Origin of the sequence: Flammeovirga sp. SubArs3, from assembly GCF_947387565.1 — a bacterium.
In the GTDB taxonomy this organism is placed as follows: domain Bacteria; phylum Bacteroidota; class Bacteroidia; order Cytophagales; family Flammeovirgaceae; genus Flammeovirga; species Flammeovirga agarivorans.
The window spans coordinates 111,140-127,378 of the sequence record NZ_CANDOA010000008.1; the positions used below are offsets into that span (position 1 = coordinate 111,140).

Genomic DNA, 16,239 nt, shown 5'->3' on the forward strand with positions numbered 1-16,239 from the left:
CTAAATACAAGGTATTAGTAATGCTGCTTCAATAATTTTAATACCTGCTTCTAGTTCAGTTTTAACACTATCTGCAGCTGCTGCATCGTCTGGGTAAGAAATTTCTACAGCCTCTTCAATACAACTTTGATTAGAGTTGTAGAAATCTACCAATTCTTGGAAAACTGCCTTCTCATCTTCACAAGAAGTATCCTCAGGAAGTTCTTCAATTTTAGTAGAAATTTCTAGTAGTCCAGTTGCTGTGTCTTCAGCGTTACATGGCTCAGCTTCGTCATCAGAACATGAAGTGAATACAAATAGTCCGATTAAGAAAGAAAAAAGTACCTTTTTCATTAAAAAATTTAGTTAGGGTCGAAAAATATAAATAATGAAATCAATTTTAAATTTCATTAACACAATGATAATAAAAAGTCTTAACATCAACAAATCATTCAACCAAACTGCTTATTAACCAATAAAAACATTTTTCACATTTATTTAGTTGACCTCAACATCAATTTATACGTTACTTTGTTGTATAGAATCTCACTACACAATTTATATACTTGAAATTACAGTTATCATATAAGAAAATCATACGACCTCTATTAACAATTTGGGTCGCTCTCCACACACTAAATTACAGTGTGGACATTGATGCTGTATTGGTTTCACAGGCGAACTACTCTCCGGAAACCCTAATTGTTCAAGATGATAAAATTGAAAGCTTTGTAGAATTAATCTGTCAGATCATTTTTGAAGACAACTTCAGTGATTTTAATGACAACCCATTCTCCCAGAATGAGTCAAAGAGTTTCTCCCCAATAGTTTGCTTATCCTATCCTGTATTTGATATTATCCATGAAGGTATCGAAAGAGAATTTCATGAATCAATAACTCATACATTTTACTTAGATAAAAACTACCCTACCCCAATTAAGGACATAGTTCCTCCCCCTCCACGTATGAGCTAATTTTTCATCACTAGTACTATACTATTGATGATATCATTTCACTGTATAAGAATACTAGTTAAATCAGCTCATATATATTCAAATGAAATTATTTTACAGTGTTCTCTTAGGATGCTTCTTTATTGTTGCAAATAACAATTTATTGATTGCTCAAGAAGATTTCCAACAAGAAGAAGAGGAACACGAGACAAAATTCAAACAGCAACCAGGCCTTGCAAAAGCAGCTTCAAAAGTGTTTTTCTCTGAGAAACCTTGGAGTGTTTCAGGTTTTGGTGAGGTGTCATTCGTCAATAGAAATGACGTTCCAATAGGAATGGAAGATGACATCGAGCTTTCTTATAACAACCTATACAGGTTCTCTACATTCTTTGGATACAGATTTACAGACAAGATTATCTGGAACTCTGAGATTTTAGTAGAATATCTTACAGACCCTAATGGAAATAGCCATTTCGAATTTATTGTTGAAGCTTTTATGGATTTTTCTATTCATAAATCATTCAATCTTAGAACTGGTATATATCCATTAAGTATTGGCTACATCAACAATAATGACGAACCCGTAATGTTTGCATCAGTAAATAGATCTGATGTTGAACGAATGATTGTCCCTTCTACTTGGATGGGTATGGGTGTTAGTTTTTATGGTCTTATTTCTCCAAGTTTCAACTATACTTTTGGTGTTTCACAGGGCTTAGATGGCAGTTCGTTCCTTAGTGGTACATGGATTCGCCAAGGTAGGGAACCTCGTTTTGATGGAAATTCTTTCACTACTTATTCCATCAACCCTCAAATCAATTATGTAGGATTAAAAGATTGGACATTAAGTGCTTCTGCGTTTATTGGACAAACTGGTAACAATCAGGAAATCACTGATTACAATGGCAACAAGAGAATAGCTAATTCTGTTGCTCAATTATATACCGCCTATGTAAAACACACAAAAAAGAATTGGGAATTTATGGCCTTAGCCTCAACTGGGTATATGTCAGGTACAGAAGATCTGTACTATCTGACTGCTCAAGAAAATGGAGGTGTAGGTCAAGTAATTGCCAACCAAAATATCGGTTATCTGGTCGAAGGAAGTTTTGACCTGTTATCATTATTCAATAACCGTAGCTTCCTTCGAAAGAAGAATGCATTAATAGATCCACACGATGTTAAAATCCCATTATTTGTTCGATATGAATATATCAACACTCATAAGAACTATAATGAAAAACTACTAATGGCTGATACTAACGCCAACATGGTTCACTTTAACTCTGACATCATAACTGTGGGAGTGAACTTTAAACCAAGGGAAGAGATTGCTTTTAAAATCGATTATCAATTTAGAAATAATCGAGCAACCGGCCCTTACGCCGCGAAAGAAGACAACTTACTAGAACTAGGAATTGGCTTCATTTTCTGATCTTTAACAACTTTAACGAAACTAAAAACCAATGGAAGAACCTCTGTATGTTTACAGAGGTTTCTTTTTTTAATTCACAAAATTTTTGAAATGCATAATTGTTTCTCTAATTTCAAAAAGACATTTCAAATCTCAATTAATGAAAAAATTACTCTTTCTTTTATTATTCTCTTTTACATTTAGTCTTCAACAATCAATAGCTCAAAGCTTTAGTACAGGTGGTGGAGGCAGTGCGGAAAGATCTGATAAGAACTTCCAATTTATGCCAGTGCCATATATCAATTATGATAGAACTTTGGGTCTTTCTGTTGGTGCACTTCCTATGGCCATGTATAACTTGAGTAAAACAGATACTATATCTCCCTCCTCAATTTCAGGTGCACTTGGGCTTTACACTACGAATAAGTCTTGGTTTACTTTAGGGTTTTCAAAATTTTACTTTGCTGAAGATAGATATAGAGTAACTGTTGCCGGAGGTGTTGGAGATTTCAATTATCAAACCTATGTAGGTTTTCCTTTAAATGGATTTCTTCAATATGCCACAGGGGTTAATTTCATTAAGGGTGAGATCCAACGAAAAGTAATCAAAAACCTATACGCAGGTGTAAATTATATGTATACAGATTTTGAGAATTCTTTTGATATTGCACCTGATACCACAAGTACCGTTCAATTACAAACCCTTGGGTTTATAATATCCTATGACCATAGAGATGATGTCTACTACCCTACCAAAGGTGAAATAGGTAATGTAAATATTGATGTAAGCCCTGAGTTTTTAGGGAATGATCAACCTAATACGAAAATCACTATTGATTTTAATAAATACTTCGCCTTTAAAAACGGTCGAGATATTTTGGCTACTCGAATGTATGTCGGTTTTGGAGTCGGTGATCTCACCTTCAACCAACAATTTATCGTCGGACAAAGTGATATTAGAGGCTATACTCAGGCTAAATACAGAGGTAATGCTATGTATAACATTCAAGTAGAATACCGTTGGAATTTCCATAAGAAAATGGCTGTCAATTTCTTTGCGGGGTTGGCAACTGTTTCAGGTGCTAACGACAGTTCTCAGAATGGTATTTTGTTGCCCGGTGTAGGTGTTGGCTATAGATATAATGTATTTCCTAAAAATCATATGAATGTAGGCTTAGACGCTGCTGTGGGTAGAGATGATTGGGGTATATATTTCAGAATAGGCGAAGCATTTTAATCTTAATCACTATTGATTCTCCTTAAAAGATGGTATCTTATTATCATATATTTGATTTTCATTTAAACCTCTGTCCAAGTACTACGTTTATTAACCAGATACTACACTTTAGAAATGAATTAATATGTGGGAAACATTTGATATACAATCACTCTTTTTTGGATTAATTGCGGGATTGATCGTTGCAGGACTTGTTCAAGTCAAAGATTGGATCAAACAATCTGGAATGAAGAAAGAAATCAAACGTCTCAAAGCACATTTACATGACAAGTTGGAAATCGATGCTGAAGCTATTTCAAGTAAAAAAGGTGAAATAGAACGTTTGAAAAGAGAAAACGAAAATTTAAGAGTGACCAATAAAGCTTTATTAAACAAGCCAGGTCGCCAGGAAATGATGAGTTTCCATGTTTACCAGTCTGCCATTGATAAACTAAATAGTAATATGATGGGATTTGGCCCAGCATGGCAGGATGCATTAAGAGATGCTAAAGAAGAAGTAAAAGAAATCGAAGAAGGAAATAAATCATTTATGAAAAAAGTATTACCAAAGGGATTATTTGGTGGTACTACCTACGAACTTGGAGAAGGAGATCAATAGATCTCCTTTTTTTGTAACACAATAAATAGCTCGTTACCATTAACTTATATTAAAGTAATTATATATAGAGATACATAGTCATTAACATCAACTAAAGCTTAGTTACCTATTCTTTTTTTAATTTTGATAATACCTAATGACCTAAAATTATCATCAAAAACTACGAAAAAAATGAATATTTACAGATGGGCTTTAATAATAATCGCTGCGATTGTTGGTATTGGTAACATTATGCTAATTGACAAAAACAATCTTAGCTTTGAAAACAATGTTTTTGAATATCTTGGCAGTGTAAGCATGTTTGGTGTATCTATTTGGCTAGCCACTCAGAACCTTTTTCATAAAAATGAGAAAAAGTCATTTTAATCACAACTAAAGCCATTTTTCTTTACCCGAGACAATCATTGTCTCTTAATTTTATCCCAAAAGGTGACAAGTTTCACCATAAATTATTCAAGTTAATACTTGGACTATCTCCCCTCTTGATTAAATTGCAGGCAAAATAAATTATTTTACTGCAATGGCATTATTTAAAAGATGGTCACGTAAGGGTTATGCAATCTTTAACTCTCTGAAAAGAGAGATTAAAATTTGTGTGCTTAATGTAGCCATGCACAACAATGCACCTGCTTTAATAAGAGAAGTAAACCAATATCAAACTAGTATCACTAGAAAAAGTGAAGATGATGACTTTCCGGATATTGATGAAATACTTTTAAATCTTATACCGCAGGATATTCTTTCAATAGAAGTTGAGAGTGGATCTGGTTCTGTTTTATCTAAAATTTATAACTTAGGACACCCCAAAAGGCTACTCTCTACCCATCTATTTCCTTCCAATTTTAGCAATTATTTTCCCGGATTTTTTTCAACGATATAATCGTCATGGAACCGGTATGTCCTAACATATATAAATTAAAGAGATGCAAACAGAAATCAGAAACAACTGGACTAAGCAAGAAGTAGAAGAAATCTACAACATGCCTTTGATGGAACTCATGTATAAGGCATCAACAATCCACAAAGAATTTCAGAAAACAGGTGAAGTACAAGTATGTACTCTTCTTTCTGTAAAAACAGGTGGTTGTAAAGAAGACTGTAGCTATTGCTCACAATCTGCACGCTACAATACTCATGTTCAGCCTCACAAACTAATGCAGACTGAAGATGTAGTTCAAAAAGCAAAACAAGCGAAAGAAAATGGCTCAACAAGATTCTGTATGGGTGCCGCTTGGAGAGAAGCTAGAAGCAATCGTGACTTTGAAAAAGTCTTAGGTATGGTTTCCGAAATCAACGATATGGGTATGGAAGTTTGTGCAACATTAGGTATGCTAGATGTTGAGCAAGCTGAAAAGCTAAAAGAAGCTGGTCTTTACGCATATAACCACAACCTAGATACAAGTAGAGAATATTACGATAAAGTAATTACTACAAGAACTTTTGATGATCGTTTAGAAACTATCGCTAACGTTCAAAAGGCAAAAATCTCTGTTTGTTCAGGAGGTATTATTGGTCTTGGTGAAACAGACAAGGACAGAATCGGAATGTTGTATACTTTAGCAACTTTACCTCAACATCCTGAGTCGGTACCTGTTAACGCACTAGTTCCTGTAGAAGGCACACCTATGGAAAGTAACAAAATGGTCTCTACTTGGGAAATGATCCGTATGATTGCTACAGCAAGAATCTTAATGCCTAAAGCTATGGTACGTCTATCAGCAGGTAGAACTGAAATGACAACTGAAGCTCAAGCTTTATGTTTCATGGCTGGTGCTAACTCAATCTTTGCAGGAGATCAACTTCTAACGACTCCTAACCCTGAAGAAGATGCTGATAAAGTAATGTTCAATTTATTAGGTCTAACACCTAGAGCATCCTTTAAAGAAGTAAAAGAAGAATCAGTATCCGTATAGGTTACAAAAGAAATAGATTCAAGGTGTGGTATTCATTTACCACACCCTTCACTTATTAGGTAAATATGGACATTAGAGAGCAATTGATGCTCCTTCAGGATAATCACCAGCTTCGTTCTTTAAAAACGGTAGACCGACTTCAAAATGGTCATATCGATAAGAATGGTAAATCACTAGTGAGTTTTATATCCAATGATTATTTAGGAATAGCATCAGATCGGGAATTGCATGAAGATTTTATCCAAAATTATCTTCCTGCAAATTTCCATCATGGGTTTAGTAGTGCATCTTCTAGATTACTAGAAGGAAATGCTAGCATATTTGGTTTATTAGAGGATAAAGTAGCTGCTTCTTATCAAAAAGAGGCATGTATCTTTATGAACAGTGGATATCATGCCAATTTAGGAGTACTTAGTAGTTTACCTCAAAAGGGTGATCTGATTTTATCCGATAAGCTCAACCATGCTAGTATTGTTGATGGGCTAAAATTAAGTAAGGCCCATTTCGAAAGATACAAACACTTGGATTATCATCATTTAGAAAGGTTATTAGAGAAGAATGCTTCACTATTCAGAAATATATATATCGTTTCTGAAGCCCTTTTTAGTATGGATGGTGATTCAGCAGATATTCTTAAACTTGTTGAGTTAAAAAAGAAATACAATACCCAATTAATCATCGATGAAGCACATAGTATCGGTGTTTATGGTGAAAATGGTCTGGGCCTTTGCGAAGAAAATAATGTGATAAATGACATTGATGTCATCATTGCTCCTTGTGGAAAAGCATTGGGAGGTGTAGGTGCATTGGTTATTACTTCTTCATTAATCAAAGAATACCTGGTAAACCATTGTAGATCTTTTATTTTCACTACTGCCCTTCCTCCAATAAATGTTGCATGGTTATCCTTTATTTGGCAACAACTCCCTAATTATAAGACGACAAGAAATAAGGTTTTCAAATTGATAGACCATTTCAAATCGATTATGTCTGAAGGTAACTTCGAATTGGTCTCCGAATCCTATATACAACCCTTTATTGTGGGAGAAAATCACAAAGCAATAGACCTTTCTAATTTTTTGGAAGAAAAAGGGTTTTATGTTGCTCCTATACGATATCCAACGGTACCTAAAAATTCTGCTCGACTTCGAATTTCTATCACAGCTAATCATTCTATAAAAGAAATAGATCAGCTCGCTGAAATCTTATTGAACTATTTAAAAGCACATAATTATGAAAACGAGTTGGTTGATTAATGCAGGTAATAAAGAGCTTCTAATCTTCTTTGCAGGTTGGGGACAATCGCCAGACTACTTTAAGAAATTCAAGAGTGATCAATTTGATGTTCTAATGGTTTACCATTATCAAAATATTGAATTTGAACTCATCAACAACATAATAGAAGGCTATCAGACTACACATTGTCTAGGGTGGTCTTTTGGTGTAAAAGTCTGTGATCTTTTTATCGATCAAGCTGAAATTAGTGGTAGTAAAATTGCCTTAAATGGAAGTTTTCTTCCAGTTCATGAAGAGTATGGCATACCTAAAGCCATCTTCCAAGGGACATTAGATGGATTGTCTCAAAAAAATTGGGAGAAATTCATGTTCCGAATTTGTGGTAATAAAACACTCGCAGAAGAGTTGGTAAATTACAACCTTAGAAGTATTGATACTTTAAAAGAGGAACTACAATACCTTGGAGAGATCTCCAACCTTCCTTCTTCGAATAATTTCAACAGTGTGCAAATCAGTAATAAAGATCGAATTTTTCCAATAAGTAATCTTAAAACTGCTTGGGAAGAAAAAAATGCAAATCTTGTTACTACCAACTTACCACACTTCCCTTTTGAATCAATAACATCTTGGGAAGAGATTGTTTCACCTCAGCCTGAAGTATGCCATGGTAATTAATAAAGAGATCGTAGCACAAAGATTTGGCAAAAATGTTTCTACCTATAACACTGAAGCATTCATACAAAAGAGAATTTGTAAGGAACTGTACAGAAAGCTTATCTCTGTAAAAGATTCTTACAATAGTGTTTTTGAAATCGGATGTGGTACAGGCTTTTTGAGCAAACAAGCCATTCCTCATGTAAGTGATACTTATTTTGCTAATGACCTGGGTGTTTCTTGTACTCATCAGTTACTAAAGGACTACCCAAGCATTAACTTTATTGAAGGTGATGCAGAAAATGTTAAGTATCCAGAAAGGTTAGACTTAGTACTGTCAAGCTCAGCATTTCAATGGATGACAGATAGGGAAAGATTACTAAAAAGAATCAATCAAAGTCTAAATAAAGATGGTTTACTAGCATTCAGTACTTTTGGCCCTTCAAATTTTGAAGAGTTAAAAACTACTTTAAATGAAGGATTAGAATATGGCACACTTACACATTGGAGAAAGCTTACAGAGGAAGCAGGCTTCGAAGTGTTATCAGCTTGGGAATGGAAAACTCAACTGATTTTTTCTCAAGGAACAGATGTATTAAAACATATCAAAAAAACTGGTGTTGGAGGATGTGCAAATGCCAATAGCATCTGGACAAAATCAAAACTGATTGCCTTTAACGACAAATATCAATCACATTTTCCAAAAGAAAATGGAGTGCAATTAACTTATCATCCCATATTTATCATCGCAAAGAAAAAATAGTATGAATATCTTTTTAACAGCCATCGGAACGGATAGTGGAAAGAGTGTTGTGTCAGCCATTCTTACTGAAGCTTTACAAGCAGATTACTGGAAGCCGATTCAAGCAGGATTTCCAACAGATACTGAAACGGTTCATCAGTTATTACCTACAAAAAAAGAAAAGCTAGAGGAAGCTTATTTATTAAAATATCCTATGTCTCCTCATGCATCTGCAAATAAAGAGGGGGTTTATGTTGACCTAGAGACTATTAAGATACCCTCGCACAAAAATGAAAATATGATCATTGAAGGTGCTGGTGGAATTATGGTGCCATTAAATAATAAGGATATGGTCATTGATATTGCTGAGAAATTTAAACTTCCTGTAATTCTTGTAAGTAACATATATCTCGGAAATATCAATCATACGCTTCTTTCAATTAATGAATTAAAAAGACGCGGTTTAAAACTGGCAGGTATCGTATTTAATGGAGACAGAAATATTGACACCGAAAATGTCATTTTAGAACATGCAGAAGCTCCATGTTTATTTCACCTTCCTCAATTAGATGAAGTAACTCCCGATAGTATTAAAAGAGTAGCTGAAGAAGTAAGGCCTCAATTATATCAACTTTTAAATATTGAAAACTATGCATAAGGACTTACTTCAGAGGGACCAACAATATGTTTGGCATCCATTTACACCGCAAACTTTAGCTCCAAAACCACTTGGCGTAAAAGCGGCAAAAGATTGTAAAATTATCCTTGAAGATGGTAAAGAAGTCATTGATGCTATCTCCTCTTGGTGGGTGAACATACATGGACATGGTAATGAAGAACTTGCTGAAACTTTAAAACAACAAGCTTTAAACCTTGATCATATAATTTTTGCAGGTTTCACACATGAGCCTGCAGTAACATTAGCTGAGAAATTAATCCCATTATTACCGGGTAAATTCGATAAATGCTTTTTCTCTGATAACGGTAGTACTTCAACAGAAATAGCTTTAAAAATGGCTATCCAATACTTTTGGAATACCGGTGATAAAAAAAGAAAAAAAGTAATTGCTTTTGAAGGGGCGTATCATGGCGACACTTTTGGAGCAATGTCTATGGCTGGAAGAACTCCATTTTCGGCCCCATTTGAAGAGTTCCTTTTTGATGTCAATTACCTACCATTTCCAACAGTAGAAAATTGGGAAGAAGTAAAAAGCTTAATGGTAGAGTATACAAAAAATGAAGATGCCTGTTGCTTTATTTTTGAACCATTAGTGCAAGGAGCTAGTGGAATGAGAATGTACAAAGCAGAACAGTTGGATGAATTAATTGGAATTGCACAAAGTTATGGTACTTTGTGTATTGCAGATGAAGTGATGACAGGGTTCTATAGAACAGGAAAGTTATTTGCTACCAACCATCTGATAAACCATCAGCCTGATATAGTTTGTATGTCCAAAGCATTAACTGCAGGTATTTTACCTTTGAGTCTTACTTTTTGTACTCAGAAAATCTATGATGCTTTTCTAGTAGATGACATGATGAAAACTTTTTTCCATGGGCACTCCTTTACTGGAAATCCATTGGCATGTGCCGTTGCGATTAAAAGTCTTGAGATGCTTTTAAGTGAAAAAAGGCAAAATCAAATTGATCACATTATTAAGTCACATCAAAAGTTTGCTGAGATATTAACCACTCTACCATTTGCAAAAAATATTAGACAAACAGGTACCATCCTAGCTTTTGATTATGACACGGAAAAAGACACATCGTATTTCAACTCGATTCGTGATGAGCTTTATAATTTCTTTTTAAGTAAAGGTATCCTTCTTAGACCATTAGGAAATACCGTTTACTTCCACACTCCTTACACCATCACGCAAGAAGAGTTAGATCATATTTATAACATTGTACATCGTTTATTTAAAGAGGGATTATCAACAGTGAAAGCTGATAAATGTTAATTAGTTTAATATTTAACTTTAATCAAATTAACACTTCTTTTATTGCATGAGAAATGATACATTTAAATGTTTTCCAGATATTTTTATACTTTTTCTTGCATAATTGATAAAAAATCCCGTATTTAGTTTACGAAAACAGCAATAAGAAATAGTTTTTGGGTTATTAAAGGAATTGAAAAGGTCTTCACTTTGTGAAGGCCTTTTTTTGATTCACCTCACCAATGTTAAAAAATTAACAGAAAATCAACTTAATGTGAATCCAAATTGTATAAAATCAAGAATATCCAATTAAAAAACGTAATAATCACATTTTTTCTTGCAAAGTTTAAAATAATGTCATTAATTAGTAAACGAAAACAGCAATAAGAAATAGTTTTTGGGTTATTAAAGGAATTAAAAAGGTTCTCATTTTGTGAGGACCTTTTTTTATTTTTCACTAATAAGATTAAATGTTACAACTTTTCATGTCCTTTGCCGTGTTATTCTTGTTACGTGTTATTGATATGCGATAATCTCTTTATATTTTCGTATGATTTTTATTTATGCCAAACTGCAAGTAAAAATTTTTTATATTAGATAGACATAAAGAGAAGCTTATCTATCACTTAGTTTTTCGACATCATTTAACTACCTCAATTTAGATGAAATTTAATTTCATAAAACGTCTTGCTGTTATTTGCTTGATACTTATAAATGTTCAAGTCTTTGGACGAAGCTTTAGCCATTTAAATGACAGTACTAATACATTAAAAAAGGATACAACTAAAGTTGAAAAGAAAAGAAAAAACTTACGTTTTAGTATTCTTGGTGGACCTGGCTATACCCCCGATTATGGTTTCTTAATTGGTGCCAGTGCTTTATTTACGTTTTCAACAGATACAACAGATAAAAAGATGAACCGTTCGGTAGTGCCTATTGCCGGCGCATGGTTGTCATCTGGTGGATTTAACTTGCTAATAAAACCACAACTTTTCTTTAACCATGATCGGTTTAGGTATTTTGGTCAGATCCAATATTTGAACAATATCAACAACTATTATGGTGTAGGATTTGATAATAATCAGAATATCGAAAGAGGGCCTGAAACCACCGAGTATTTCATGAACTCATTTCTTACTTTTGGTTCCTTCCTTTTTAGAATAGGAGATTCTGATTTCTTCTTGGGACCCTCTTATGATGTAGGCTATAGAAGGTTAAGTGATATTGCCGCAGCAATGGCTGAAGACCCTGTATATATGAAACAGGCAGAAATGTTGGGAGGTGGTGATGAAGGAATGGAACTTTTCAATGTAGGTATAGGATTTGAATTATCTTATGACACAAGAGACATCCCTGCCAATGCATGGTCTGGTATTTACTTCGATCTTACAGCTAGATATTATGATAAATGGTTAGGATCAGACACTCAATGGGGCTTTCTAACTGCTGAATACCGCCAATATAAATTACTACCTTTCTTAGGAGAAAGAAGAGTATTAGCATGGACTGCTAAGGTAAGATCTTCATTCGGAGATGTTCCTTTTACAGAAATGTCGATGATTGGTTCTCCTTTTGATTTAAGAGGGTATTACCAAGGGCAATATAGAGATAAGTCAATGGGCTATGCAATGGCTGAATACCGTCATATGTTCAACTCTAAATCCAAATTACTCAACCGACTTGGTTTTGCATTCTGGGGAGGTGTAGGTATGGTTGGCCCTGAAGTTTACAACCCAGGTGGAGTGCTTCCAAACTTTGGTGGAGGCCTTAGAATTGAAGTACAACCAAGAATGAACTTCCGTATTGATGTAGGTAAAGACCCGATTGCGAATCAAACATTATTATACTTCAATATGACTGAAGCATTCTAATTAAAAAATTAATACACAAAAAAGGCCTTGAATAAACTCAAGGCCTTTTTTGTGTATTACCATCGACGACTATTTACCTAAAACTAGAAAACTGCCATTCAATAAATTCTCTTTATTATAACGGAATAGCTCGTCTTCAGTATTTCCTGTATATACATGACCTCCAGCAGCCTCAACAACTGCTTGACCTGCGGCTGTATCCCACTCCATTGTAGGGCCATGTCTGTAATATAAATCTGCTTTACCTTCTGCAACCATACAGAATTTTAAAGAACTACCTACTGAAATTGACTCCGTTGCACTGTATTTACCAATGATCTCTTCTTCAGCTGGGTTTGCATGTGACTTAGAACGAACAGCAACTCTATTGCCTTCTTTCCATTTCACTTCAATTGGATCTAATATTCCTGCTTCACCTTTCTTCGCTCCAATACCATCAATACCAATATAGATCACTCCTTTTACAGGAACATAAACTACACCTAATACTGGTTTTTTCTCGTGAATCAGAGCGATGTTTACAGTGAACTCTCCATTTCTATTAATAAACTCTTTAGTGCCATCAAGAGGATCTACACACCAATAGGTAGTCCAATCTTTACGCTCACCGTAAGACATTTCTTTGCCTTCCTCAGATAAGATTGGGTATTCTAACTTAGTAAGGCCTTCCATTATTACTTCATGTGAAGCCTTATCTGCTAGTGTTAAAGGAGAATTATCGTCTTTAATTTCAACGCCTAAATCTTCTTTTTGATAAATTTCCATGATTGCATGACCTGCATCAATTGCAATTTGCATACAATCCTCAGATAATTTTTCTAAGTTCATTCTTTATGGATTTTGTTAATTGAGATACAAATATAAAAAATAAGTCAAGAGTGTAAACCTTCCTACATTAATACATAAGGAGTTTCTGGCTTCCAAGGATCAGGTAAATCTCTTTCTTTCAACTCATCTTTAATATTGATCTCTATCGTTCTTGAAAGAGTTAACATCGGTGTATCTGAAGATTTATCTTCAAAAGGGTCTTGCAAGTAAGTGGCAATCCTTTCGATAATAAGAAAAGCCATAGCAAGTGTAACACTAGTTACTAATAACACAACACCATTAGTCTCTACCAAACCATAGGGAACAGAAAAAATGAAAAAATAAATCAGTATCTCAAGTAACAATGTATACATACTTGGGAAGACTGTATTTTTAATTCGCTCACATTTACCCATTGCATCTGTCAACTTACAAAGAGTGGTATCCAATTGTACTAGCTGGTAGGTATCTAAATACTTCTCTTTATAGAGTTTTCGTAGTAATTGACCTTGTGTAAATAACAATGCATTGGGAACATTCTTACTTGTTTTTAATTCTTCAATCTCCTCTTTAGGCAATAAATGATTGATATCCATTGTTGTATTCTGCTTCCTTAAATGCCTTGTCAAAGCAAAACACCAAGCTGCCTGACGGTATGACATTTCTGTAAGAAGTTCCTTTAACTCCGGATTATTAGGTAAGAAAGTCATGAGTTGTCTTACCCAACTTCTCGAATCATTTACTATGGCACCCCAAACTTGCCTTGCTTCCCACCATCTTTGATAAGATGAGTTAGTTCTAAAAGCCAATAGTAAAGAAATTGCTGTACCAGGGACTGTGATAATACCCAGAGGTAAACTTAAATTGCTCAGCATGTGTTCATCATCTAAAATTGATAAGAACAACATATAAATAACAATAAGTAAAACGGAGAACCATAAATCTTTGAAAAGTCTCTTCCAAGGAATGTAAAGTCTTGTAACCATAAATTGGAATTAGAAAAAAGTAAAAGTGTTTAAATTCGTATAACAAGTATATAAATTATGCTTTAATATTCTGATTTCAAAAAGTCAGCTTCATAAAATATTGTATTGCCTTTTTTTCGAAGTTTTAATCTAACCATTTTTAGGTATTTTATAATCTAATATTTAATCCATAACATTTTATAGACATTTTGTTTGTGTAATACATCGCTAGTTTTTACATTTGATTTGTGATTTTAGATACCCGAGTTTATAAAATTTAGATATTATTCTTTACCTAGTCAAACGAAAAGTATTCACTTCTTCTTATCAAAGAATAATCTGATAAAACAGATTAGGGTAAAAAAATTAATTTTTGAAATTTGAATTCATATTCTTATTTTGAAAAATAAATTGTAATACTAAATTCACAGTTGTTTCATAAATATGAAGCGACATTTAATTAGATATAATATTATTATTATTAAAAAATAGATTATTAGTAGTTAGTTTATCAAAAAGACGAAAGGTTACCTCATATTGAGATAACCTTTTTTAGTTTCATTCTTGCGTTAATAACCCAGTTTCTCTTAAATGATAACGTTTTCAAGAAATTAGAAAGGATACAAGAACATATCAAAACCGTTATTTTCAATACATTACGCATTTAAGTAATTAATATATATTCTATTTTATAAAATATGTTTATCCCTTGTATATTTATATATAGAATAAAATACGATAGATAATATGAAATACGATTTTGATCAAATAATCAACAGAGAAGGATATTCTACTGTAAAATATGATCTTCGAGAAGTAATTTTCAACGAAAAAGATATTATTCCTTTATGGGTAGCAGATATGGATTTTGCCACTGCTCCAGAAATTGTGGATGCTCTTCAAAAAAGAGTCTCACACCCTATATATGGTTACACTTTACAAAATGATGATTTTTGGAATGCAATAATAAATTGGACCTATAAGAGACATCAATGGAAAGTCATCAAAAATGAGTTGGTGTTTGTTCCTGGTATTGTTCCGGCTTTAGGTATGTTAGTACAAGCCTTGACAAATGTGAATGATAAAGTAGCGTTATTCTCTCCGGTATACCCTCCATTTTATGAAAATATCGAGAAAAACAAACGCGAGCTAGTCAATATCCCACTTATCAATAATGATAATTATTACTCTATAGATTTTGGCACATTTGAGGACGAATTAAAAAAGGGCTGCAAGCTTCTTATGTTTTGTAATCCTCATAACCCCTCGGGTAGAGTTTGGAAAAAGGAAGAATTGGAAAAACTATTAGACCTTTGTGATCAATACGATTGTAATATTATTTCTGATGAAATCCATGCCGACCTTACTCTATTTGGCAATAAACATGTTCCATTTGCATCATTATCTGCAATCGCTGAAAAAAGAGTGATCACATGTATGGCTCCGTCTAAAACATTTAATCTTGCTGGTTTAAACTGTGCTTATTTAATCTTTAAAAACCCAAAATTAAAAAGCTTATACCTTGATGAAGTAAAGCATATGCATCTAGACTTTGGAGGAACAATGGGAACCGAAGCATTAAAAGCTGCTTATAACCTTGGCGAAGATTGGTATCAGGAACTTTTAAAATATATCGAAGAAAATATCAAATATGTTCAAGAAGAATTAAAAGATACCCCCATCAAAATAATGCCTATTGAGGCGACCTATTTATTATGGTTAGATTGCCGAGGTATTAATGAAAGTGCTTCAATGATTGTCAACTTTTTTCACCAAAAGGCAAAAGTTGGCGTTCAGGATGGAAGACACTTTGGATACACTGGAGCAGGATTTATGCGATTAAATACGGCATGCCCCAGACCAGTACTAGAGGAAGCCATAAAAAGAATAAAAGGGAATTTAGAATAGTTTCCTATATTTACTTAAACAA

Annotated in this window: 17 protein-coding genes; 14 read left to right on the plus strand and 3 right to left on the minus strand. The window is 33.7% G+C overall.

Translation table 11 applies throughout. The features are described from left to right. Positions 1–333, minus strand: coding sequence for a hypothetical protein (locus QL232_RS20815; RefSeq protein ID WP_281615621.1), 333 nt, complete (start codon positions 331–333; stop codon positions 1–3). Positions 334–545: 212 nt separating this feature from the next. Between QL232_RS20815 and QL232_RS20820 the strand changes: the two genes are divergently transcribed. The 13 genes from QL232_RS20820 to QL232_RS20880 all read left to right on the plus strand — a co-directional run bounded on the left by QL232_RS20820 (position 546) and on the right by QL232_RS20880 (position 12,537). Continuing rightward, positions 546–953, plus strand: coding sequence for a hypothetical protein (locus tag QL232_RS20820; RefSeq protein WP_168884895.1), 408 nt, complete (start codon positions 546–548; stop codon positions 951–953). Positions 954–1,035: 82 nt separating this feature from the next. Continuing rightward, positions 1,036–2,367 carry a hypothetical protein gene (locus tag QL232_RS20825; RefSeq protein WP_281615622.1) on the plus strand — a complete coding sequence of 444 codons (1,332 nt, stop codon included), beginning with the start codon at positions 1,036–1,038 and terminating at the stop codon, positions 2,365–2,367. 139 nt (positions 2,368–2,506) lie between these two features. Next, positions 2,507–3,583, plus strand: coding sequence for a BamA/TamA family outer membrane protein (locus QL232_RS20830; protein ID WP_281615623.1), 1,077 nt, complete (start codon positions 2,507–2,509; stop codon positions 3,581–3,583). Positions 3,584–3,707: 124 nt separating this feature from the next. Then, positions 3,708–4,181 (plus strand): hypothetical protein, encoded by a 474-nt coding sequence (locus QL232_RS20835; RefSeq protein ID WP_168884898.1) that lies wholly within the window; start codon positions 3,708–3,710, stop codon positions 4,179–4,181. A 171-nt stretch (positions 4,182–4,352) separates the two neighbouring features. Beyond that, positions 4,353–4,547 carry a hypothetical protein gene (locus QL232_RS20840; RefSeq protein WP_168884899.1) on the plus strand — a complete coding sequence of 65 codons (195 nt, stop codon included), beginning with the start codon at positions 4,353–4,355 and terminating at the stop codon, positions 4,545–4,547. Between the two features lie 154 nt (positions 4,548–4,701). Continuing rightward, on the plus strand, positions 4,702–5,061 hold the full coding sequence (locus QL232_RS20845; RefSeq protein ID WP_281615624.1) for a hypothetical protein: 360 nt from the start codon (positions 4,702–4,704) through the stop codon (positions 5,059–5,061). Between the two features lie 43 nt (positions 5,062–5,104). Then, complete coding sequence (bioB, locus tag QL232_RS20850) at positions 5,105–6,094, plus strand: biotin synthase BioB (protein ID WP_281615625.1); 990 nt, start codon at positions 5,105–5,107, stop codon at positions 6,092–6,094. Positions 6,095–6,159: 65 nt separating this feature from the next. Then, positions 6,160–7,350, plus strand: a complete 1,191-nt coding sequence (locus tag QL232_RS20855; RefSeq protein ID WP_281615626.1) for an 8-amino-7-oxononanoate synthase — start codon at positions 6,160–6,162, stop codon at positions 7,348–7,350. After that, entirely contained in the window at positions 7,328–8,005 is a 678-nt protein-coding gene (locus tag QL232_RS20860) for a pimeloyl-ACP methyl esterase BioG family protein (RefSeq protein ID WP_281615627.1), read from the plus strand. Before QL232_RS20855 ends, QL232_RS20860 begins: the two co-directional genes overlap by 23 nt. After that, a complete protein-coding gene (gene bioC, locus QL232_RS20865; RefSeq protein WP_281615628.1) occupies positions 7,995–8,747 on the plus strand; it encodes a malonyl-ACP O-methyltransferase BioC in 753 nt (250 codons plus the stop codon). Before QL232_RS20860 ends, bioC begins: the two co-directional genes overlap by 11 nt. A gap of 1 nt (position 8,748) precedes the next feature. Then, positions 8,749–9,384 (plus strand): dethiobiotin synthase, encoded by a 636-nt coding sequence (bioD, locus tag QL232_RS20870; RefSeq protein ID WP_281615629.1) that lies wholly within the window; start codon positions 8,749–8,751, stop codon positions 9,382–9,384. Next, the gene (bioA, locus tag QL232_RS20875; RefSeq protein ID WP_281615630.1) at positions 9,377–10,687 is read left to right on the plus strand and encodes an adenosylmethionine--8-amino-7-oxononanoate transaminase; all 1,311 of its coding nucleotides are present in this window, start codon (positions 9,377–9,379) and stop codon (positions 10,685–10,687) included. Before bioD ends, bioA begins: the two co-directional genes overlap by 8 nt. Before the next feature lie 641 nt (positions 10,688–11,328). Next, positions 11,329–12,537 carry a BamA/TamA family outer membrane protein gene (locus QL232_RS20880; protein WP_168884907.1) on the plus strand — a complete coding sequence of 403 codons (1,209 nt, stop codon included), beginning with the start codon at positions 11,329–11,331 and terminating at the stop codon, positions 12,535–12,537. A gap of 69 nt (positions 12,538–12,606) precedes the next feature. Here the strand turns inward: QL232_RS20880 and cysQ are convergent, their stop codons facing one another. Next, complete coding sequence (gene cysQ, locus QL232_RS20885; RefSeq protein ID WP_281615631.1) at positions 12,607–13,365, minus strand: 3'(2'),5'-bisphosphate nucleotidase CysQ; 759 nt, start codon at positions 13,363–13,365, stop codon at positions 12,607–12,609. Between the two features lie 62 nt (positions 13,366–13,427). After that, positions 13,428–14,330, minus strand: coding sequence for a bestrophin family ion channel (locus QL232_RS20890; protein WP_168884909.1), 903 nt, complete (start codon positions 14,328–14,330; stop codon positions 13,428–13,430). Positions 14,331–15,056: 726 nt separating this feature from the next. Here QL232_RS20890 and QL232_RS20895 point away from each other — a divergent pair. Next, positions 15,057–16,217: a PatB family C-S lyase gene (locus tag QL232_RS20895; protein WP_281615632.1), complete on the plus strand. Its 1,161-nt coding sequence runs from the start codon at positions 15,057–15,059 to the stop codon at positions 16,215–16,217. Positions 16,218–16,239 lie beyond the last annotated feature (22 nt).